The organism is Hydrogenophaga sp. T2, assembly GCF_049843535.1.
Classification (GTDB): domain Bacteria; phylum Pseudomonadota; class Gammaproteobacteria; order Burkholderiales; family Burkholderiaceae_C; genus Hydrogenophaga; species Hydrogenophaga crocea.
In genome coordinates, this window is record NZ_JBBHZJ010000010.1 from 103,555 (window position 1) to 122,832 (window position 19,278).

Annotated in this window: 23 protein-coding genes; 18 read left to right on the plus strand and 5 right to left on the minus strand. The window is 70.0% G+C overall.

What is annotated here, in order from left to right; genetic code table 11:
* Window positions 1–40: 40 nt before the first annotated feature.
* Window positions 41–598: a hypothetical protein gene (locus WDZ95_RS20565; RefSeq protein ID WP_425781256.1), complete on the minus strand. Its 558-nt coding sequence runs from the start codon at window positions 596–598 to the stop codon at window positions 41–43.
* Window positions 599–742: 144 nt separating this feature from the next.
* Between WDZ95_RS20565 and xdhC the strand changes: the two genes are divergently transcribed.
* The 5 genes from xdhC to WDZ95_RS20590 all read left to right on the plus strand — a co-directional run bounded on the left by xdhC (window position 743) and on the right by WDZ95_RS20590 (window position 5,009).
* Entirely contained in the window at window positions 743–1,597 is an 855-nt protein-coding gene (gene xdhC, locus WDZ95_RS20570; RefSeq protein ID WP_425781258.1) for a xanthine dehydrogenase accessory protein XdhC, read from the plus strand.
* A gap of 153 nt (window positions 1,598–1,750) precedes the next feature.
* Window positions 1,751–2,956, plus strand: coding sequence for a urate hydroxylase PuuD (locus tag WDZ95_RS20575; protein WP_425781260.1), 1,206 nt, complete (start codon window positions 1,751–1,753; stop codon window positions 2,954–2,956).
* 25 nt (window positions 2,957–2,981) lie between these two features.
* Complete coding sequence (locus WDZ95_RS20580; RefSeq protein ID WP_166223828.1) at window positions 2,982–3,638, plus strand: HAD family hydrolase; 657 nt, start codon at window positions 2,982–2,984, stop codon at window positions 3,636–3,638.
* A gap of 10 nt (window positions 3,639–3,648) precedes the next feature.
* Entirely contained in the window at window positions 3,649–4,020 is a 372-nt protein-coding gene (locus WDZ95_RS20585) for a Rieske (2Fe-2S) protein (protein ID WP_425781263.1), read from the plus strand.
* A 14-nt stretch (window positions 4,021–4,034) separates the two neighbouring features.
* Entirely contained in the window at window positions 4,035–5,009 is a 975-nt protein-coding gene (locus WDZ95_RS20590) for a S49 family peptidase (RefSeq protein ID WP_166223833.1), read from the plus strand.
* Here the strand turns inward: WDZ95_RS20590 and galE are convergent.
* Together galE and WDZ95_RS20600 are read right to left on the minus strand one after the other, a co-directional pair.
* Complete coding sequence (gene galE, locus WDZ95_RS20595) at window positions 4,997–6,034, minus strand: UDP-glucose 4-epimerase GalE (protein WP_166223836.1); 1,038 nt, start codon at window positions 6,032–6,034, stop codon at window positions 4,997–4,999. The genes WDZ95_RS20590 and galE overlap by 13 nt on opposite strands.
* Window positions 6,031–7,449, minus strand: coding sequence for a mannose-1-phosphate guanylyltransferase/mannose-6-phosphate isomerase (locus WDZ95_RS20600; protein ID WP_425781266.1), 1,419 nt, complete (start codon window positions 7,447–7,449; stop codon window positions 6,031–6,033). The genes galE and WDZ95_RS20600 overlap by 4 nt, the downstream gene beginning before the upstream one ends.
* Before the next feature lie 126 nt (window positions 7,450–7,575).
* Here WDZ95_RS20600 and galU point away from each other — a divergent pair, with 126 nt between their 5' ends.
* Window positions 7,576–8,460, plus strand: a complete 885-nt coding sequence (gene galU, locus WDZ95_RS20605) for a UTP--glucose-1-phosphate uridylyltransferase GalU (RefSeq protein ID WP_166223842.1) — start codon at window positions 7,576–7,578, stop codon at window positions 8,458–8,460.
* 16 nt (window positions 8,461–8,476) lie between these two features.
* Here galU and WDZ95_RS20610 read toward each other — a convergent pair whose 3' ends face one another.
* On the minus strand, window positions 8,477–9,250 hold the full coding sequence (locus WDZ95_RS20610; RefSeq protein ID WP_425781268.1) for an SAM-dependent methyltransferase: 774 nt from the start codon (window positions 9,248–9,250) through the stop codon (window positions 8,477–8,479).
* A complete protein-coding gene (locus WDZ95_RS20615) occupies window positions 9,247–9,846 on the minus strand; it encodes a Maf family protein (protein ID WP_425781270.1) in 600 nt (199 codons plus the stop codon). Before WDZ95_RS20615 ends, WDZ95_RS20610 begins: the two co-directional genes overlap by 4 nt.
* A 36-nt stretch (window positions 9,847–9,882) precedes the next feature.
* Between WDZ95_RS20615 and WDZ95_RS20620 the strand changes: the two genes are divergently transcribed.
* The 12 genes from WDZ95_RS20620 to WDZ95_RS20675 all read left to right on the plus strand — a co-directional run bounded on the left by WDZ95_RS20620 (window position 9,883) and on the right by WDZ95_RS20675 (window position 19,188).
* On the plus strand, window positions 9,883–10,470 hold the full coding sequence (locus WDZ95_RS20620) for a YceD family protein (RefSeq protein WP_425781272.1): 588 nt from the start codon (window positions 9,883–9,885) through the stop codon (window positions 10,468–10,470).
* Between the two features lie 99 nt (window positions 10,471–10,569).
* The gene (gene rpmF, locus WDZ95_RS20625) at window positions 10,570–10,752 is read left to right on the plus strand and encodes a 50S ribosomal protein L32 (protein ID WP_011794326.1); all 183 of its coding nucleotides are present in this window, start codon (window positions 10,570–10,572) and stop codon (window positions 10,750–10,752) included.
* 120 nt (window positions 10,753–10,872) lie between these two features.
* The gene (gene plsX / locus WDZ95_RS20630; RefSeq protein WP_166223854.1) at window positions 10,873–11,931 is read left to right on the plus strand and encodes a phosphate acyltransferase PlsX; all 1,059 of its coding nucleotides are present in this window, start codon (window positions 10,873–10,875) and stop codon (window positions 11,929–11,931) included.
* Window positions 11,932–11,972: 41 nt separating this feature from the next.
* Window positions 11,973–12,950, plus strand: a complete 978-nt coding sequence (locus WDZ95_RS20635) for a beta-ketoacyl-ACP synthase III (RefSeq protein ID WP_425781275.1) — start codon at window positions 11,973–11,975, stop codon at window positions 12,948–12,950.
* Between the two features lie 44 nt (window positions 12,951–12,994).
* Entirely contained in the window at window positions 12,995–13,945 is a 951-nt protein-coding gene (gene fabD, locus WDZ95_RS20640) for an ACP S-malonyltransferase (protein ID WP_425781277.1), read from the plus strand.
* Between the two features lie 13 nt (window positions 13,946–13,958).
* Window positions 13,959–14,720 carry a 3-oxoacyl-ACP reductase FabG gene (gene fabG / locus WDZ95_RS20645; RefSeq protein ID WP_425781279.1) on the plus strand — a complete coding sequence of 254 codons (762 nt, stop codon included), beginning with the start codon at window positions 13,959–13,961 and terminating at the stop codon, window positions 14,718–14,720.
* A gap of 86 nt (window positions 14,721–14,806) precedes the next feature.
* Complete coding sequence (acpP, locus tag WDZ95_RS20650) at window positions 14,807–15,046, plus strand: acyl carrier protein (RefSeq protein WP_166223867.1); 240 nt, start codon at window positions 14,807–14,809, stop codon at window positions 15,044–15,046.
* 7 nt (window positions 15,047–15,053) lie between these two features.
* Window positions 15,054–16,298, plus strand: coding sequence for a beta-ketoacyl-ACP synthase II (gene fabF / locus WDZ95_RS20655; RefSeq protein ID WP_425781281.1), 1,245 nt, complete (start codon window positions 15,054–15,056; stop codon window positions 16,296–16,298).
* A 15-nt stretch (window positions 16,299–16,313) separates the two neighbouring features.
* A complete protein-coding gene (locus WDZ95_RS20660; RefSeq protein WP_425781283.1) occupies window positions 16,314–16,766 on the plus strand; it encodes a hypothetical protein in 453 nt (150 codons plus the stop codon).
* Window positions 16,767–16,806: 40 nt separating this feature from the next.
* On the plus strand, window positions 16,807–17,448 hold the full coding sequence (gene rpoE, locus WDZ95_RS20665; protein WP_166223876.1) for an RNA polymerase sigma factor RpoE: 642 nt from the start codon (window positions 16,807–16,809) through the stop codon (window positions 17,446–17,448).
* A 26-nt stretch (window positions 17,449–17,474) separates the two neighbouring features.
* Window positions 17,475–18,137: a sigma-E factor negative regulatory protein gene (locus WDZ95_RS20670; protein WP_425781285.1), complete on the plus strand. Its 663-nt coding sequence runs from the start codon at window positions 17,475–17,477 to the stop codon at window positions 18,135–18,137.
* Window positions 18,127–19,188 (plus strand): MucB/RseB C-terminal domain-containing protein, encoded by a 1,062-nt coding sequence (locus tag WDZ95_RS20675; protein ID WP_166223882.1) that lies wholly within the window; start codon window positions 18,127–18,129, stop codon window positions 19,186–19,188. Before WDZ95_RS20670 ends, WDZ95_RS20675 begins: the two co-directional genes overlap by 11 nt.
* Window positions 19,189–19,278 lie beyond the last annotated feature (90 nt).

Below are 19,278 nucleotides of genomic sequence, written 5' to 3' on the forward strand. Positions count from 1 at the left end.
CCCGCCGAAGCGGGCCCAAGCTTTCACAACCCCATGGAGATCATCGGTTGCGCTGGCCTTCGGTCAGCGTGTCGAGCTGGAACTGGCCGCTCTTGTCCCAGAGCCAGACTTCGGTGTAGGTGACGCGGCCCATGCGGACCGGCGCGGGAAACGGCGCAGCGGCGCGCACGGTGCGCTCGATCTCGCGCATCACGTCGGGTGCGTGGCTGGGGGCGCGCATCCAGCTCACCTGCTGCACCGCGCCCATGTGATCGACCTCGACCTGCAGCACGCCCACGGCGTGCAGCAGCGGCGGCATCTGGCCCTTGTAGATGCGGTGGCTGTTGTGCTGGTACAGGTGGCGCGCACCGTCCTTGCGGTAGTCCTGCGGTGTGGCGGCCTGCGACACCAGCGTGGGCAGCGGGGCCCGGCTCACGGGAGCGGGCGGCGGCGGCGCGGGACGGGGCGGCGGTGGGGGCGGCGGCGGGGGTGGCGGCGGCAGCGGTGCGGCGCAGGCCGCGAGCAGGGCCGCGACGGTGAGGCCGGCCCATCGCCAGGCCGATGCCGCGGTCCGCGCGCCGTCGGGACGCGGTGCGGGCGAAATGTCTCGGATGTTCATGTTCATGTCTCGAGCGTTGCCCCGTGATGGCTCTGCGCATACCGCCGGGCCGATGGAGTGTATGTGCGATACCGCACAAAGCCCCTGAAACCTCGGCCCATACTTGTCGGCGCTGAAGCCCTCTTACAGATCCATACAGCTTCCATGTCTTTGACGCCACACCCCACGGCCGACCTGCATACTTTTTTATGCCAGCTGAGCGGTGCGCCGGCGGTGCTGGTGTCGGTGCGCGAGACCCGGGGCTCCGTGCCCCGGGGCGTCGGCGCCTGGATGGCGGTGTTCGACCACACGGTCGTGGGCACCATCGGCGGCGGACAGCTCGAATGGAACGCGATCCGCCAGGCGCGCGAAGCGCTCGCGCGACGTGCGGTGGGTACGGTTGTGCAATCGGTCACGCTCGGGCCCTCGCTGGGCCAGTGCTGCGGCGGCGCGCTGAGCCTGGCCTACGAGCCGGTCGACGCCACGCAGGCCGATGCGCTTGCGCAGCGCCTGGGCGCGGGCGGCCAGCCGGTGGCGCTGTTCGGCGGCGGCCACGTCGGGCGGGCCATCGTGCAGGCGCTCGCGCCGCTGCCCTTCGAGCTGACCTGGATCGACAGCCGCGACGAGGTGTTTCCCGAGCCGCTGCCCTTTGGCGTGCGGGCCGAGCATTCGGCGCCGGTGCAGGGCGCGGTGCCAGGCCTGGCCGCGGGCTCGCACGTGCTGATCATGAGCTTCTCGCACGCCGAAGACCTGGACATCGTCGCGGCCTGCCTCGAACGGCTGCGCCGCACCGACGACCTGGGCTTCGTCGGCCTGATCGGCAGCCGCACCAAATGGGCCAGCTTCCGCCGCCGCCTGGGCGAACGCGGGTTCGATGACGCGCTGCTCGAGCGCATCACCTGCCCGATCGGCCTGCCCGGCATCGCGGGCAAGGAGCCCGCGGTGATCGCGGCCGCGGTGGCGGCACAACTGTTGCTCGTGCAGAACGCAGCGACACCGGGGTCGTCGCTGGCGCGTTGAGCCGATACACTCCGGGCCGTCTGTGGTCGCAGCGGAGCCGGTGCCCACCCGCAAGGGGCGCGCACCGTGTATCGCGGCCCTCGGTCGGCTCAGAGCGCCCGCGGTGGTGAGTCGAACAACGCGACGGCGTCGGTCCGTCCACAACGGGGTGCCATGGAAACCTACCTGCTCGATTGGGCCAACCTGCTGTTGCGCTGGCTGCACGTGATCGTTGCCATCGCCTGGATCGGCTCGTCCTTTTATTTCGTCTTCCTCGACAGCAGCCTCACGCCGCCCGAAGACGAAGGCCTGCGGCGCGATGGGGCGACCGGCGAACTCTGGGCGGTGCACGGCGGCGGTTTCTACCACCCGGTGAAGTACGCGGTGTCGCCGCCGAAGCTGCCCGGGCACCTGCACTGGTTCTACTGGGAAAGTTATTCCACCTGGTTGTCGGGTTTTGCGCTGTTCCTGGTCTCTTATCTCTGGAGCCCCAAGGTCTATCTGATCGACCCGCAGGTGCACGCGTGGTCGCCGCCCGCGGCGATCGCCACGGCGCTGGCCTTCCTGGTGGTGTTCTGGCTCGCCTACGACGCCATCTGCCGGACCCTGGGCCGCACGAAGAACGGCGACGCCAAGGTGGGCGCGGCGGTGGCCCTGCTGGTGGCCGCGGCGGCGCTGCTCGCCACCTCGCTGTTCGCGGGCCGCGCGGCCTTCCTGCTGGTGGGCGCCATGATCGCGACGGCCATGAGCGCCAATGTGTTCTTCTGGATCATCCCGGGCCAGCGCAAGGTGGTGGCCGCGCTCAAGGCGGGCCAGCCGGTCGACCCGATCCACGGCCAGCGCGGCAAGCAGCGCAGCGTGCACAACACCTACTTCACGCTGCCCGTGCTGTTTGCGATGCTGAGCAACCACTACAGCTTCACCTACGCGCACCCGCACAACGGCTGGGTGCTGATCGGCATGATGGCCGCGGGCGCGGCGATCCGGCAGTTCTTCGTGCTGCGCCACGGCTTCAAGCTCGGCCGCAACCCGCACCCCTGGCCCTACGCGGCCGCGGGCGTGGTGCTGCTGCTCGCGCTGATCGTGTGGCTGCGCCCGGCGCCGGTGGCGCCCGCGCCCAGCGCGACGGCCGCGGCGCCGGTGAGCGCGGCCGCGGTGCAGGCGGTGCTGGCGCAGCGCTGTGTGATGTGCCACGGCGAGGCCTTGCAGTCCAAGGGCGTGCGGCTCGATTCGCCGGCCGAACTGCAGCGCCACGCGCAGGCCGTGTACCAGCAGGCCGTGGTCACGAAGCAGATGCCCATGAACAACGCCACCGGCATCACCGACGCCGAGCGCGCGCTCATCGGCCAGTGGTTTCTGGCGGGGGCCAAGGTCGATTGAGCGCCGGGCGTGGCACCATCGCCGCATGCCACGCCAATTCGACCTCATTGCCTTCGACTGGGACGGCACGCTCTACGACTCCACGGCCATCATCGCGCGCTGCATCCAGCGCGCGGTGGCCGACGTGGGCGGCACCGTGCCCACGCGCGAACAGGCCAGCTACGTGATCGGCATGGGCCTGATGCAGGCCCTGGCCCACGCCGCGCCCGACGTGCCCCCCGAGCTGTACCCGCGCCTGGGCGAGCGCTACCGCCACCACTACATCGCGCACCAGAACGACCTGAGCCTGTTCGAGGGCGTGCTGCCCATGCTGGATGCCCTCAAGGCGCGCCAGCAGCTGCTCACCGTGGCGACCGGCAAGAGCCGGCGCGGGCTCGACGAGGTGCTGCGCAGCGTGGAACTCGTGGGTGTGTTCGACGGCTCACGCACCGCCGACGAGACCGCGGGCAAGCCCGACCCGCTGATGCTGCGCGAGTTGATGTCCGAGTTCGGCGTGCCGCCCGAGCGCACGCTGATGATCGGCGACACCACGCACGACCTGCAGATGGCGCTCAACGCCGGCTGCGCGAGCGTGGGCGTGAGCTACGGCGCGCACGAGCCCGACGCCTTCCACGCGCTCGCACCGCGCCATGTGGCGCACTCGGTGCGCGAGCTGCACGACTGGCTGATCGCCAACACCTGAAGGCTGCCGCATGCCCACCGACGACCTCATTCCGCTGTGCAACAGCCGCGATCTGGTCGATGGCGGCCAGGCGGTGTCTTTCGATGTGAACTACGCGGGCCAGACCTGCCGCGCCTTCGTGGTGCGCTACCGCGGCCGCACCCACGCCTACCTGAACCGCTGCACCCACGTGGCCATGGAGATGGACTGGCAACCCGACCGCTTCTTCGACGACAGCGGCCAGTGGCTGCTGTGCGCCACGCACGGCGCCGCATACGCGCCCGACACCGGCGAATGCCGCGGCGGGCCGTGCCGCGGCGGGCTCTTCAAGATCGAGACCGAGGAGCGCGATGGCGTGGTGCACTGGCGGTCACAATACCACCTCAAACCCGTCGAATTCTGAGAAACGAGAGCGCCATGAACGAGGATTTCAACGCCACCGGCACCCCGCGTCCCGCGGGCGTTCCCTGGGAGCGCGAAGCGATCGAGAAACTGCTGTTCGCGCAATTGAAGGAGCAGCGCGCCGCGCGCCGCTGGCGGCTGTTCTTCCGCTTCGCCTGGCTGCTGGTGATCGGCGCTTTCGTGTGGCTGGCGATCAAGGCCGAGGGCATGGCCACGAACCAGGTGTCCACGCCGCACACCGCGGTGATCGCCGTCTCGGGCACCATCGCCGCCGGCGCCGAGGCCAGCGCCGAGAACGTGCTGCCCGCGCTGAAGTCGGCGTTCGAGGACCAGGGCGCGCAGGCCGTGGTGCTGCTCATCAACTCGCCCGGGGGCAGTCCGGTGCAGGCCGGCATCATCAACGACGAGATCCACCGCCTGAAGGCGCTGCACAACAAGAAGGTGTACGCGGTGGTTGAGGAAACCTGCGCGTCGGCGGCGTACTACATCGCGGCCGCGGCCGACGACATCTACGTCGACAAGGCCAGCCTCGTGGGCAGCATCGGCGTGCTCATGGACGGCTTCGGATTCACCGGCCTGATGGACAAGCTCGGCATCGAGCGCCGGCTCATGACCGCGGGCCAGAACAAGGCCATGCTCGACCCCTTCAGCCCGCAGGACCCGGCGCAGAAGGCCTACCTGCAAAGCATGCTCGAGGAGATCCACCAGCAGTTCATCGCGGTGGTGAAGAAGGGCCGCGGCGACCGCCTCAAGGAAAGCCCCGACACCTTCAGCGGCCTGGTCTGGAGCGGCCAGCAGGCCGTGAACATCGGCCTCGCCGACGGCCTGGGCAACCTCGACCACGTGGCGCGCGAGGTGGTCAAGGCCGAAGAGATCGTCGACTACACGCAGCGCGAAAACCTGGGCCTGCGCCTGGCGCGCCGCTTCGGTGCGAGCATCGGCGAAGGCGCGTTCCGCGCGGCGCAGAGCGCCGGCCTTCAGCTGCGGTAACCGCGCGGGTTCTGGTGCTGCCAGCGCCAGGCGTCGGCGCACATTTCGTCGAGCGTGTGGCGCGCCTGCCAGCCCAGCAGGCGCTGCGCCAGCGAGGCGTCGGCCCAGCACTGGGCCACGTCGCCTGCGCGGCGCGGTCCGATGCGGTAAGGCACCGGCCGGCCGCTCGCGCGTTCGAACGCGGCCACCACTTCGAGCACGCTGTGGCCGCGGCCCGTGCCCAGGTTGACGGTGAAGCTCTCGCCCTGGCCCAGCAGCGCCTGCAGCGCGGCCACGTGGCCGCGCGCGAGGTCCATCACGTGGATGAAGTCGCGCACGCCGGTGCCGTCGGGCGTGGGGTAGTCGCCGCCGAACACGCCGAGCTGCTCGCGCACGCCCACGGCCACCTGGGCCACGTAGGGCATGAGGTTGTTCGGAATGCCCGCGGGGTCTTCGCCGATCAGGCCGCTGGGGTGTGCGCCCACGGGGTTGAAGTAGCGCAGCGTGCCGATGCGCCACTGCGGCTGCGCGTGGCGCAGCGCGGTGAGCATGTCCTCGATGACCAGCTTGGTGTGGCCATAGGGGTTGGTGTGGCTGCGCGGGAAGTCTTCGGTGATGGGCACGCGCGCGGGATCGCCGTAGACCGTGGCGCTGCTGGAGAACACCAGCGTGGGCGCGGGCCCGCCGGCCTGGGCCGCGTCGCCCATGGCCTGCAGCAGGCTGGTGGCGCCGCCGAGGTTGTTGCGGTAGTACTTGAGCGGGTCGGCCACGCTTTCGCCCACGGCCTTGTCGCCCGCGAAGTGCACCACGCCGACCGGGCGGTGGCGTTGCAGCACCTCGAGCACCCAGGCCTGGTCGAGCACGTCGCCGCGCTCCAGGGCCATGGTGCGGCCCGTGATCTGCTTCAGGCGTTCGAGCACCACGGGGTGGCTGTTGGCGAAGTTGTCGAGGATCACGGGCTCGAAGCCGGCCTCGATCAGGGCGACCGCGGTGTGGCTGCCGATGTAGCCCGCGCCGCCCGTGAGCAGGATGGTCTTGTGGTTCATGCGGATTTCGGTTCGCGGCCGTAGCGGTCTTCGAGCCGGACGATGTCGTCCTCGCCCAGGTAGGCGCCCGATTGCACCTCGATCATTTCGAGTTCCATCTTGCCGGGGTTGTGCAGGCGGTGCACCTCGCCGATGGGGATGTAGGTGGACTGGTTCTCGGACATCAGGAACACGTCCTGGCCACGCGTGACCTCGGCCGTGCCGCGCACCACGATCCAGTGCTCGGCGCGGTGGTGGTGCTTCTGCAGGCTCAGCGAGGCGCCGGGCTTCACGCCAATGCGCTTGACCTGGAATCGCTCGCCCATGTCGATGCTGTCGTACCAGCCCCAGGGCCGCGCGACGCGGCGGTGCGTGGCGGCCTGCGGCACGTCCTGTTTCGCGAGGTGGGCCACCACGTCCTTGACCTGCTCGGCGTGGTCGCGCTGCGCCACCAGCAGCGCGTCGGGCGTGTCGATGATCAGCAGGTCTTGCGTGCCCAGCGCCACCACCGGGCGGTGCGGCGCGTGAATGAAGGTGTTGCGCGCCTGCAGCGCATGGCCGTGGCCCTGCACGCGGTTGCCGCTGTTGTCGGCGGGCGCGAGGTCGGCCACCGCGTTCCAGCTGCCCACGTCGCTCCACTGGCCCTGGAAGGGCACCACGGCGACGTCGTCGTGCGGCTCCATCACGGCGTAGTCGATGCTCTGCGAGCGGCAGGCGAGAAAGGCCTCGGGCTGCGGGCGCACGAGTTCGATGCGTGCAATGGTTTCGGTGGTGGCGCCCGCCATGGCCGGCTCGCAAGCGGCCAGGATGTCGGGCGCGTGGCGCTGCAGCGCGGCCTTGAGCGCGCTGGCCTTGACCAGGAAGATGCCCGCGTTCCAGAGCACACCGCCGCGCAGCAGCAGCTCGGCCGCGGCGGCGGGCTGGGGCTTTTCGATGAAGCGCGCCACGCGCCGGCTGCCGTCGGCGCGCGGCTCGCCCTGCTCGATGTAGCCGTAGGCGCTGCTCGGGAAGGTGGGCACCACGCCGAAGGTGACGATGGCGCCCGCCTCGGCGGCCGCTACCCCCTGGCGCACGGTTTCGCCGAAGGCCACGGGATCGGGGATGTGGTGGTCCGACGGGCAGAACAGCAGCAGCGCGTCGTCGCCGGCCTGCAGCGCGGCCAGGGCCATGGCCGCGGCGGTGTTGCGGGCGGCAGGCTCGAGCACCACCGTGCCGCGCTGGCCCGCGCGTTCGATCTCGTCGGCCACCAGGAAGCGGTGGTCCTCCGAGGCCACGCACAAGGCCGGCTGGCCGCACCAGGCCAGGCGTTCGAGTGTCAACCGCAGCAAGGATTTGTCACCGACCAGGGGCACGAACTGCTTGGGCAGGCTTTGGCGCGACAGCGGCCACAGGCGGGTGCCGGAGCCGCCGCACAGCACGACAGGGGTGATGTTCATGGAAATGTTCTGTTTCAGCTTCGCTGCACGAAGCGGTGCGTTTTGCCCCGCGCGGCAGGGGATCGACTTAAGCCGTCGGTATTATGGGTGGCTTGTTTGACAGGCAATGCCGAAATATTCCACACCATGACGATCCGAAAAGCCGTGTTTCCCGTGGGTGGCCTGGGCACCCGGTTCCTGCCCGCCACCAAGGCCATTCCCAAGGAAATGCTGCCGGTGGTGGACAAACCGCTGATGCAGTACGCGGTGGAAGAGGCCTATGCGGCCGGCATCCGCGAGATGATCTTCGTCACCGGTCGCAACAAGCGCGCGATCGAAGACCACTTCGACGTGGCCTATGAGCTCGAGACCGAGCTTGAGGCGGCCGGCAAGGGCGCGCTGCTCGAGCTGGTCACCTCGATCAAGCCCGACGACATGGACTGCTTCTACGTGCGCCAGCCGCGCGCCCTGGGCCTGGGCCATGCGGTGCTGTGCGCCGAGCGATTGGTGGGCAACGAGCCTTTCGCCGTGCTGCTGGCCGACGACCTGATGATCGGCCGCGAGCAGATGTCGGGCGGACCGACGGTGCTGGCGCAGATGGTGCAGGCCTACGCGCAGAGCCCGGGCACCGTGCTCGCGGTGCAGGACGTGCCGCGCGCCGAAACCCGGCGCTATGGCGTGGTCGACGTGCACGGCGTGAACGCGACGCTGGCCGAGGTCTTCGGCATGGTCGAGAAACCCGCCCCCGAGAAGGCCCCGTCCACGCTCGCGGTGGCGGGCCGTTACATCCTCACGCCCGCGGTGTTCGAGAGCATCCGCCAGCAGCCGCGCGGCGCCGGTGGCGAGATCCAGCTCACCGACGGCATCGCGGCGCTGATCGGCAAGGAGCGCGTGCAGGCCTTCCGCTACGACGGCCGGCGCTACGACTGCGGCAGCAAGGAAGGCTTCCTCGAAGCCACGATCGACCTCGCGCTGGCCAACCCGGCGCTCAGCGAGGCGGTGCGCGCCCACCTGCAGCGCGTGATGGCCTGATCGGTCACGCGCCGCCTCAGGGCCCGAACAGGAACACCGCGGGCAGCGACAGCGGCAGCGCCTCGCGCCAGCCGGAGTGCTGGCGCCACTGGGCCACGGGCGCGCTGCGCACCGCCTGCTGCGGCAGCCCCAGGCCGCAGGCCACGGCCAGCCGCGAGGCCGGCGACAGTTGTTCGAGCAGCGCCTGCAGCAGCGCGGCGTTGCGGTAGGGCGTTTCGATGAGGATCTGCGTCTGGCCGGTGCGTGCGGCGCTGGCGTCGAGTTCGCGCAGGCGCTTCGCGCGCGCCGCCGCGTCCTGCGGCACGTAGCCCACGAAGGCGAAGTGCTGGCCATTGAGGCCGCTGGCCGCCAGCGCGAGCATCAGTGACACCGGTCCCACCAGCGGCAGCACCGGCAGGCCCAGTGCATGGGCGGCGCGCACCACGCTGCTGCCCGGATCGGCCACCGCGGGCATGCCCGCTTCGCTCAGCAGGCCGATGTCGTGGCCCTGCAGCGCCGGGGCGAGCAGGGCCTTGGCGGCGGCGTCGAGCGCGTGGCCGTTGTGGTCGCCCTGCTTGTGCGCCTGCCGCGGCAGTTCGCTGATCTGCTGCGCCTGCAGCGGCGCGGCCAGCGGGCTCAAGCCGTCCACGCGCTTGAGGAAGGCGCGGGCGCTCTTGGCGTTCTCCGCGATCCAGTGCGTGAGCCGAGCGGCCGTGGCGATGGTCTCGGCCGGCAGGGCCTGCGCCAGGGCTTGGGGCTCGGCGCCGAAATCGAGCGGCGTCGGCACCAGGTAGAGGCGGCCGGGCGTCATGGCAGGCGCAGGCCGGCGGCGCGCAGCAGGCGGCAGGTGCGGATCAGCGGCAGGCCGATCAGCGCGGTGGGGTCGTCGCTGTCGATGCGCTCGAGCAGGGCGATGCCCAGGCCCTCGCTCTTGGCACTGCCGGCGCAGTCGTAGGGCTGCTCGGCGCGCAGGTAGCGCTCGATCTCGGCGTCGTCGAGATCTCGAAAGCGCACACGCACGGGCGCGAGCTCGCTGGCCTCGAAGCCGCTCTCGTGGCACACCACCGAGAGCGCGGTCTGGAACACCACGGTCTGGCCGCGCATGCGGCGCAGCTGTTCGACCGCGCGTTCGTGCGTGCCCGGCTTGCCCAGGGGCTCGCCGTTCAGGTCGGCCACCTGGTCGCTGCCGATCACCACCGCGGCCGGCCGTTGCCGGGCCACGGCCCGGGCCTTGGCGAGCGCGAGCCGCCGGGCCAGGGCCTCGGGGGTTTCGCCGGCCAGCGGGGTTTCATCGACCCCCGGGCCGAGCACGTCGAAGGGCAATCCCAGGCGCTGCAGCAGCTCGCTGCGGTAGCGGGACGTGGAGCCGAGCACCAGGGCCCGGGAGGAGGAGGGGGAGGTGGACATGGGCGTATTGTGAAGACCCCTCCCTACAATCGCCGGATGCCTTCCGCCCAGAAGCCCTCGACGGGCCCTTTCAATCCGCGCCGCTTCGACGCCCTGCGCTTCGCCCAGGCCGCGGCCACGCTGGACGGCGAACTGCCGCTGGCCGACCTGAAGCGCCTGGCCCCCGACCTGCAGGCGCCACTCCCACCCGACGCGCGGGTGTACTGGTCGGCCCGCGGCGAATGGCGCGACGGCCCCACCGGGTCGGGCCCCCAGCCCTGGCTGCGCCTGCAGGTGCGCGCCGTGGTGCCACTGGCCTGCCAGCGCTGCCTGGGCGCGGTCGACACCGAGCTGCTGGTCGACCGCTGGTTCCGCTTCGTGGCCGACGAAGCGGCCGCCGAGGCCCAGGACGACGACGCCGAGGAAGACCTGCTCGCGCTCGAGCCGCGACCCGATCTGTTCGAGGTGATCGAGGACGAACTGATCATGGCGCTGCCGCTGGTGCCGATGCACGAAGCCTGCCCGGAAACGCCCGCCGCGCTGCAAGCCTCGGCGGCGCCGGCGGAGGCCGCGGCGCCCGGACGGCCGAACCCTTTTGCGGCCCTGCAGCAGCTCAAGGGCCGCAAGCCCGGGGACAGTTCGTGAAGCCTGGCTTGGACGGTCCGATCCGATCGGGCTATAATGCTTGGCTTTGCGCCAGGGCGGGCCATTTCCGTCCCAGTCCAACATTCCCAGGAGCCCAACATGGCCGTCCAGCAAAACAAAAAGTCGCCCTCAAAGCGTGGCATGCACCGTTCGCACAACGCCCTGACCGTGCCCGGCATCGCCGTCGAGCCCACCACCGGCGAAACGCACCTGCGTCACCACATCAGCCCCAACGGCTTCTACCGCGGCCGTCAGGTGCTCAAGAACAAATCCGAAGCCTGACCCTCGGGCTGACCGGCGGGCGCGCGCTGGCGTGCCCTCGGACTCACGGAGACACGGGCCCGCATGCGGGCCTTTTTCATTACAACAAGGGCGTTGCGCGCGCCCGTTCGGGATGTTGAGATGATCACCGTCGCTGTGGATTGCATGGGGGGAGACGTCGGTCCGGGGGCCACCCTGCCGGCGTGTGCGGCCTTCCTGAAAGCCCAGCCCGATGCCCGCCTGCTGCTGGTGGGGCGTCCCGATGCCTTGCGCGACGGGTCGGGGCTGCTCGATCACCCCCGCGTGTCGCTGGTGCCCGCCAGCGAGGTGGTGAGCATGGACGATCCGATCGAGATCGCGCTGCGCCGCAAGAAGGATTCGTCCATGCGCGTGGCGATCCAGCAGGTCAAGGACGGTCATGCGCAGGCAGCCGTGTCGGCCGGCAACACCGGCGCGCTGATGGCCATCGCGCGCTACCTGCTCAAGACACTCGACGGCATCGAGCGCCCCGCGATCGCGACCCAGATGCCCAATGCGGCGGGCGGCGCCACCACGGTGCTCGACCTCGGTGCCAACGTCGACTGCAGCGCCGAGCACCTGCTGCAGTTCGCGGTCATGGGCTCGGCCCTGGTGGCCGCCATCACCGGCCGCGACGCGCCCTCGGTCGGCCTGCTCAACGTGGGTGAAGAGGTCATCAAGGGTAGCGAGGTCATCAAGCAGGCCGGCCAGCTGCTGCGCGCGGCCAGCCTCTCGGGCGACCTCAATTTCCACGGCAACGTGGAAGGCAACGACATCTTCAAGGGCACCACCGACATCGTGGTGTGCGACGGTTTCGTGGGCAACGTGGCCTTGAAGGCCAGCGAAGGCCTGGCGTCGATGATCGCCGGCTTCATCCGCGAGGAGTTCACGCGCAGCCCCTGGCGCAAGCTCAGCGCGCTGGTGGCCATGCCGGTGCTCAACGCCTTCCGCGACCGCGTGGACCACCGCCGCTACAACGGCGCGGCGCTGCTGGGCCTGCAGGGCCTGGTCTTCAAGAGCCACGGTTCGGCCGACGCCTTCGCTTTCGAGCACGCGCTGGCGCGCGCTTATGATGCGGCCTCCCGCGGCCTGCTCGACAACGTCCGGCAGCGCATCGCCCGTGCCAGACCGCTGCTCTCGCCCGAGACCCTGAGCGAACTCGGCAACATCCCGACCATCTGAGCGACTCCCTGGAGCCACTCTCTGAGCGAACCCCGCCCGGCATGACCCGTTTCTCCCGCATCACCGGCACCGGCAGCCACCTGCCGCCGCGCCGACTCACCAACGACGACATGGTGGCCCTGCTGGCCCCGCGCGGCGTCGAGACCAGCGACCAGTGGATCATCGAGCGCACCGGCATCCGCGCCCGACACTTCGCCGACGACGGCGTGTTCGCGAGCGACCTCGGCGTGCTCGCGGCGCGCGCAGCGCTCGAGGCCGCAGGCCGCGAGGCTGGCGACATCGACCTGATCGTGGTGGCCACGTCCACGCCCGACATGGTCTTTCCGTCGACCGCGGCCATCATCCAGAACAAGCTCGGCATCGCCGGCTGCCCGGCCTTCGACGTGCAGGCCGTGTGCAGCGGCTTCGTGTACGCGCTCACCGTGGCCGACGCGATGATCCGCACCGGCAGCGCGAACCGCGCGCTCGTGATCGGCACCGAGATCTTCTCGCGCCTGCTCAACTTCGATGACCGCACCACCTGCGTGCTGTTCGGCGACGGTGCGGGCGCCGTGGTGCTCGAGGCGTCCGACAAGCCGGGCATTCTCGCGAGCGACCTGCACGCCGACGGCAAGCACGTCGGCATCCTGTGCGTGCCCGGCCATGTGTCGGGCGGTCAGGTCCTCGGCGATCCGCTGCTCAAGATGGACGGCCAGGCGGTGTTCAAGCTCGCGGTGGGTGTGCTCGAGAGCGCCGCGCGCGCCGTGCTCGACAAGGCCGGCCGCACCGACGCCGACATCGACTGGCTGATTCCCCACCAGGCCAACATCCGCATCATGCAGGGCACGGCCAAGAAGCTGAAGCTGCCCCTGGACAAGCTGGTGGTCACCGTGGACGAACACGGCAACACCTCGGCGGCGTCCATCCCGCTCGCGCTCGACCATGCGGTGCGCGCGGGCAAAGTCAAGGCTGGCGACACCGTCATGCTCGAGGGCGTGGGCGGTGGCTTCACCTGGGGCGCCGTGCTGCTCGATTTCTGAGCCCACCGCGCCCGCGATCCGACAACCACAGAGACAAGCGAACGATGAAACCCTTTGCATTCGTGTTCCCCGGCCAGGGATCGCAGGCCGTGGGCATGCTCGACGCGTGGGGCGACCACCCCGCCGTGGCCGAGACCCTGCGCGAAGCTTCCGAGGCGCTCGGCGAAGACGTGGCCAAGCTCATTCACGAAGGCCCGAAAGAAGCCCTGGCGCTCACCACCAACACCCAGCCCGTGATGTTGGTGGCCGGTGTGGCCGCCTGGCGCGTGTGGCTGGCCGAAGGTGGTGCCACGCCGGCTGCGGTCGCGGGCCATTCGCTGGGCGAGTACTCGGCCCTGGTGGCCGCGGGTTCGCTCACGCTGGCGCAGGCCGCGCCGCTGGTGCGCTTTCGCGCCGCCGCCATGCAGGACGCCGTGCCCGTGGGCACCGGGGCCATGGCCGCCATCCTCGGCATGGACGCGCAGCAGGTGAAGGCCGGTTGCGCCGAGGTGCAGGCCGGGTTCGCGGCCGGCAGCGGCGAGGTGGTGGAAGCCGTGAACTTCAACGACCCGGTGCAGACCGTGATCGCGGGCAGCAAGGCCGCGGTGGAGAAGGCCTGCGAGGTGCTCAAGGCCAAGGGCGCCAAGCGCGCGCTGCCCCTGCCGGTGTCGGCGCCGTTCCATTCGAGCCTCATGAAGCCAGCGGCCGAACGCCTGCGCGAAAAACTCGCACAGACCCCGCTGCTGACGCCGCAGATCCCGCTGGTCAACAACATCGACGTGGCGGTGGAAACCGACCCCGAACGCATCCGCGACGCGCTGTACCGCCAGGCCTTCGGCCCGGTGCGCTGGGTGGAGTGCGTGCAGGCGATCCGTGCGCGCGGCATCGACACCCTCGTCGAATGCGGCCCGGGCAAGGTGCTTGCCGGCATGACCAAGCGCATCGACGCGTCGCTGCAAGGCGCGCCCCTGTTCGACCCGGCCACGCTGGGCGAGGTGAAGGCCCTGTTGGCCTGAGCGGAGAAAACCCATGTCTGAAGTGAAATTCGCGGGCCAGGTGGCCCTGGTCACGGGCGCCTCGCGCGGCATCGGCGCGGCCATCGCCCACGAGCTCGCCCAGCAGGGCCTGATCGTGGTCGGCACGGCGACCAGCGCCGAGGGCGCAGCCAAGCTCGACGCGGCCCTCAAGGCCGTGCCCGGCGCGGGCGCCGGCAGCCGCGGCGCCGTGCTCGACGTCAACGACGCGGCCTCGGCCGACGCGCTGGTCGACGAAATCGTGAAGACCCACGGCGCGCTGCACGTGCTGGTGAACAACGCCGGCATCACGCGCGACATGCTCGCCATGCGCCTCAAAGACGCCGACTGGGACGCCGTGCTCGACACCAACCTCAAGGCCGTGTTCCGCCTGAGCCGCGCCGTCATGCGGCCCATGATGAAGCAGCGCTACGGCCGCATCATCAGCATCACCAGCGTGGTGGGCGCGTCGGGCAATGCGGGCCAGGCCAACTACGCGGCCGCCAAGGCCGGCGTGGCCGGCATGACGCGCGCGCTGGCGCGCGAACTCGGCAGCCGCAACGTCACCGTCAACTGCGTGGCGCCGGGCTTCATCGAAACCGACATGACCGCCTCGCTGCCCGAAGAGCAGCAGAAGGCGCTGCTCGGCCAGATCCCGCTGGGCCACCTGGGCAAGCCGGCCGACATCGCGCACGCGGTGGCCTTCCTCGCGAGCCCGCGCGCCAGCTACGTCACGGGGCAGGAGCTCCACGTCAACGGCGGCATGTTCATGGCCTGATGGGCGGGCATCCTGCCCCCTTCGGCCCCGTCATCATCCCCCGGCTAAAATGCCGGGCTGCATTCCAACCACCCTTTGAGGGACCTATGAGCGATATCGAAGCACGCGTCAAGAAGATCATTGCCGAACAACTCGGCGTGGAAGAAGGTCAGGTCACGAACGAGAAGGCCTTCGTCGCCGACCTCGGTGCCGACTCGCTGGACACGGTGGAACTCGTGATGGCCCTCGAAGACGAGTTCGGCATCGAGATCCCCGACGAAGAAGCCGAAAAGATCACCACGGTGCAGAACGCCATCGACTACGCGCTCAAGCACCAGAAGGCCTGATCCGCCCATGAGCCGACGTCGCGTTGTCGTGACCGGCCTGGGTTGCATCACCCCCGTGGGCAACACGGTGGCCGATGCCTGGGCCAACCTCATCGCCGGCCGTTCCGGCATCACCGCGATCACGAAGTTCGACGCGTCGAACATGGCGTGCCGCATCGCGGGTGAGGTCAAGGGGTTCGATCTCGAGTCCTACATGAGCGTCAAAGAGGCGCGCACCATGGACACCTTCATCCACTACGGCATCGCCGCCGCGCACCAGGCGGTGGTCGACTCGGGTCTGCCCACGGGCGACGCCCTGGATGAAGAGACCGCCACCCGCATCGGCTGCATCATCGGCTCGGGCATCGGCGGTCTGCCGCTGATCGAAGAAACCCATTCCGAACTGGTCAACCGCGGCCCGCGCCGCATCTCGCCGTTCTTCGTGCCGGCCTCGATCATCAACATGATCTCGGGGCACGTGTCCATGCGCTTCGGCTTCAAGGGGCCGAACCTGGCGGTCGTGACGGCCTGCACCACCGGTCTGCACGCGATCGGTGAAGCGGCCCGCAAGATCGAGTACGGCGACGCCGACGTGATCGTGGCGGGTGGCTCCGAGGCCACGGTCTCGCCGCTGGGCGTGGGGGGCTTTGCCGCGATGCGCGCGCTGTCCACGCGCAACGACGACCCGGCCACGGCGTCCCGCCCCTGGGACAGGGACCGCGACGGCTTCGTGCTGGGCGAGGGTGCCGGTGTGATGGTGCTCGAGGAGTACGAACGCGCCAAGGCGCGTGGCGCGAAGATCTACGCCGAGCTCTCGGGCTACGGCATGAGCGCCGACGCCGGTCACATGACCGCGCCCAACATGGACGGCCCGCGCCGCGCCATGGTGAATGCGCTGCGCAACGCGGGCCTCAACGCCGACCAGGTCGACTACCTGAACGCCCACGGCACCTCGACGCCGCTGGGTGACGTCAACGAGTCCAACGCCATCAAGGCCGCGCTGGGCGACCACGCGAAGAAGATGGTGGTGAGCTCGACCAAGTCCATGACCGGCCACCTGCTGGGTGGCGCTGGGGGCATCGAAAGCGTGTTCACTGTGCTCGCCGTGCACCACCAGCAGATCCCGCCGACGATCAACATCTTCAACCAGGACCCCGAGTGCGACCTCGACTACTGCGCCAACACCGCGCGGGATCGCAAGGTCGACGTGGCCGTGAAGAACAACTTCGGTTTCGGCGGCACCAACGGCACGCTGGTGTTCAAGCGCGTCTGAGCCCGGGCCGCCCGCATGCAGCACGCCCCATCGGTGACCTATCCGGTGGGGCGTTCTGCCGTCTGGGCCGGCGGCCTGGTCGTGCTTGCACTGGCTTTGCCCACCGTGCTCTTCCTGAGCGCTCCGGGGCTGTCCTCGCTGGCCGTCGGCGCGCTCGGGTCCATTTGGCTGGGCTGGTGTGTGCTCGCCGGGCGCAGCCTGGCGCGACAGCCGTGCGGCTGGCTGTGCTACGGCGGGGGATCGGTGGCGCGGTGCGATGGCGATGCGCCATGGCACTGGCGGGACGCGGCGGGCTTGCACGAGCGGCCATTGGCGGCGGTCCGGGTGGCGCTCGATCTGCAGCGCATCCTGCTGCTCGAGCTCGCGTCAGACACGGATGCGCCGCGCTGGCTCTGGCTCGACGCGGGCCGCGCGCCGGCCGACTGGCCGGCCCTGCGCCGTGCCGTGCGCGCCGCTACCCGGCCCTGAGCCGGGCCGGTGAGACCCCATCGGGTATAGTCCCGCGCGCATGATTCCGGAAGACCACACCGCTCCGCCGCCGCCCGACAGCGACGCCATGCTGGTGCAACGGACTCTGGCCGGCGAGCAGCGCGCCTACGACCTGCTGGTCATCAAGTACCAGCGCCGCGTCGAGCGCCTGATCGGGCGCATGGTCCGCGATGCCGATCTGGTCCAGGACATTGCCCAGGAAACCTTCATCCGCGCCTACCGCGCGCTGGCACAGTTCCGCGGTGACGCCCAGTTCTACACCTGGCTCTACCGCATCGCGGTGAACACCGCCAAGAAGCAGCTGCTCGAACTCAAGCGCGACCCGCTGGTCTACCAGTCACAGCTCAAATCCGCCGAGGACGATGAAACTTCCGCTCCGGAGCGCGAACTAAACCCCAACGTTGCCGACACCGAGACGCCTGAGGCGGTGCTGGCGAGCAAGGAAATCGCCAATGCGGTCAATGCCGCCATGGAGGCCTTGCCCGAAGAGTTGCGCATGGCCATCACCCTGCGCGAGATTGAAGGTCTGAGTTACGAAGAAATCGCCCAAGCCCTGGATTGCCCCATCGGGACGGTGCGCTCGCGCATCTTCCGGGCGCGCGAAGCCATCTCCGCGCGCATCAAGCCCTTGCTTGATCGGCAGTCGGGCAAGCGCTGGTGAGTGTCTTGATCGCTGAGGTAGTCACGATGAACCCGCTGCACGAAAACCCTCACGCCGTCGCGCACGGCGAACCGGTGTCCGCTCTGTGCGACGGCGAGCTGGATGAGCAGGCGCTGAGCCGGCTGCTGGCCGCAGACGACGGCGAAACACAGGCCCGATGGCACCGGTACCAGCTGATCGGCGACGTGCTGCGGGGCCACAGCGCGGTGCTGCCGGCCAGCGCCCCGAGCGATTTCCTGGATCGCCTGCACGCGGGGCTGGCCGCCGATGCGCCGCTGCCGCGCCCGGTGATGGCGCCCGCGCCCGAGGTACCGCCCGCGCGCACCGAAGCGGCCAACGACGGCGTGTTCCGCTGGAAGATGGTCTCGGGTTTTGCGAGCGTGGTGGCCGTGGCTTCCATCGGCTGGAATCTGATGGGCACCACGGCGCCCGCCGTCCGCGCAGATGCCCAGCTGGTGCAGGCCGCGCCCGCTGCGCCGGCCGCCGTGCCGGCGGCCGCACCGGTGCTGGTCGCGGCGCCCACCGCCGAGCCGCGCCCGGTGGTGGTGTCCACGCCGCAGGGCCGCGTGATCCGCGACGCCGCACTCGAACGTCTGCTCGCGGAACACCGCCAGCACGGCGGCATGTCGGCGTTCCAGTCGTCCACGGGTTTCATCCGCAACGCCACCTATGACGCCGATGCCCGTTGATGCCCTGACCGTCGTCCGGCGCCCGCGGCCACTGCGTCTGCGCCGCTGGGGCGCTGCCCTCATCGTGTCGGCCTGCGCCGGATGGGCCAGCGCCCCCTTGATGGCGCAGACCTCGTCGAGCGGTGGCGCGGCACCCTTGCCCAGCACGCGCAGCGTCAACGACTGGCTGTCGCGCATGCACGAGGCCTCGCGCTACCGCGCCTACACGGGCACGCTGGTCGTGACCTCTGGCTCGGCCATGTCGGCCTCCAAGATCTGGCACGTGTGCGACGGCAACCAGCAGATGGAGCGCGTCGAGATGCTGACCGGCGCGCCGCGCACGACCATGCGCCGCAACAACGAGGTCATCACCTTCGAGCCCGAAACCCGCAAGGCGGTGGTCGAGAAGCGCGAGTCGCTGGGCATGTTCCCCGACCTCGTGCGCACGCCCAAGAACGTGATCCCGCAGTTCTACGGGTCGCGTGAGATCGGGGCCCAGCGCGTGGCCGGCCACCTCGCCGACATGGTCGAAATCCTCCCTCGCGACGAATTCCGCTTCGGCTACCGCGTGTGGTCAGAGCAGAAGTCGGGCCTCGTGGTGAAGCTGCAGACCCTCGACAGCCGCGGCCGCGTGCTCGAGCAGGTGGCCTTCTCCGAACTCCAGCTCGACGCGCCCGTGAGCATGGACAAGCTCGCGCGCCTCATGAAAGACACGCGCGGCTACGAGGTGGTCAAGCCCACGATGCGCAAGACCACGCCGCAGGCCGAGGGCTGGCGCCTGAAGGAAACGGTGCCGGGCTTCGCGTCCATGAGCTGCCACACGCGCGATGCCGACGCCTCGACCCCGCCTGGCCAGGCGCCCATGCAGTGGGTGTTTTCCGATGGCCTGGCCTCGGTGTCGCTGTTCGTCGAACCCTTCGATGCCCAGCGCCATGGTCAGGAGGGTGAGGCCGCGCTCGGTGCGACCTACTCGGTGAGCCGCCGCGTGGGCGATCACTGGGTCACGGCGGTGGGCGAGGTGCCACCCGCCACGTTGCAGCGCTTTGCCCAGTCGCTCGAGCGCATTCCCTGATGCCCGACTGGCCCGAATGGGCAGCGCATTGATGGCCCAATCGGGCCTCGCAGCTCCGTGCGCCTTTTCCTGATCGACCGTAGGAGGATC

Coding starts and splice junctions, on each gene's coding strand:
- galE (WP_166223836.1), bottom strand. CDS start 6,034: ATGAACCACAAGACCATCCTGCTCACGGGCGGCGCGGGCTACATCGGC.
- WDZ95_RS20635 (WP_425781275.1), top strand. CDS start 11,973: ATGACCCGTTTCTCCCGCATCACCGGCACCGGCAGCCACCTGCCGCCG.
- WDZ95_RS20620 (WP_425781272.1), top strand. CDS start 9,883: ATGCCTTCCGCCCAGAAGCCCTCGACGGGCCCTTTCAATCCGCGCCGC.
- WDZ95_RS20615 (WP_425781270.1), bottom strand. CDS start 9,846: ATGTCCACCTCCCCCTCCTCCTCCCGGGCCCTGGTGCTCGGCTCCACG.
- rpmF (WP_011794326.1), top strand. CDS start 10,570: ATGGCCGTCCAGCAAAACAAAAAGTCGCCCTCAAAGCGTGGCATGCAC.
- fabG (WP_425781279.1), top strand. CDS start 13,959: ATGTCTGAAGTGAAATTCGCGGGCCAGGTGGCCCTGGTCACGGGCGCC.
- plsX (WP_166223854.1), top strand. CDS start 10,873: ATGATCACCGTCGCTGTGGATTGCATGGGGGGAGACGTCGGTCCGGGG.
- acpP (WP_166223867.1), top strand. CDS start 14,807: ATGAGCGATATCGAAGCACGCGTCAAGAAGATCATTGCCGAACAACTC.
- WDZ95_RS20575 (WP_425781260.1), top strand. CDS start 1,751: ATGGAAACCTACCTGCTCGATTGGGCCAACCTGCTGTTGCGCTGGCTG.
- WDZ95_RS20670 (WP_425781285.1), top strand. CDS start 17,475: ATGAACCCGCTGCACGAAAACCCTCACGCCGTCGCGCACGGCGAACCG.
- WDZ95_RS20590 (WP_166223833.1), top strand. CDS start 4,035: ATGAACGAGGATTTCAACGCCACCGGCACCCCGCGTCCCGCGGGCGTT.
- WDZ95_RS20660 (WP_425781283.1), top strand. CDS start 16,314: ATGCAGCACGCCCCATCGGTGACCTATCCGGTGGGGCGTTCTGCCGTC.
- WDZ95_RS20600 (WP_425781266.1), bottom strand. CDS start 7,449: ATGAACATCACCCCTGTCGTGCTGTGCGGCGGCTCCGGCACCCGCCTG.
- xdhC (WP_425781258.1), top strand. CDS start 743: ATGTCTTTGACGCCACACCCCACGGCCGACCTGCATACTTTTTTATGC.
- fabF (WP_425781281.1), top strand. CDS start 15,054: ATGAGCCGACGTCGCGTTGTCGTGACCGGCCTGGGTTGCATCACCCCC.
- galU (WP_166223842.1), top strand. CDS start 7,576: ATGACGATCCGAAAAGCCGTGTTTCCCGTGGGTGGCCTGGGCACCCGG.
- WDZ95_RS20675 (WP_166223882.1), top strand. CDS start 18,127: ATGCCCGTTGATGCCCTGACCGTCGTCCGGCGCCCGCGGCCACTGCGT.
- WDZ95_RS20580 (WP_166223828.1), top strand. CDS start 2,982: ATGCCACGCCAATTCGACCTCATTGCCTTCGACTGGGACGGCACGCTC.
- WDZ95_RS20585 (WP_425781263.1), top strand. CDS start 3,649: ATGCCCACCGACGACCTCATTCCGCTGTGCAACAGCCGCGATCTGGTC.
- fabD (WP_425781277.1), top strand. CDS start 12,995: ATGAAACCCTTTGCATTCGTGTTCCCCGGCCAGGGATCGCAGGCCGTG.
- rpoE (WP_166223876.1), top strand. CDS start 16,807: ATGATTCCGGAAGACCACACCGCTCCGCCGCCGCCCGACAGCGACGCC.
- WDZ95_RS20610 (WP_425781268.1), bottom strand. CDS start 9,250: ATGACGCCCGGCCGCCTCTACCTGGTGCCGACGCCGCTCGATTTCGGC.
- WDZ95_RS20565 (WP_425781256.1), bottom strand. CDS start 598: ATGAACATCCGAGACATTTCGCCCGCACCGCGTCCCGACGGCGCGCGG.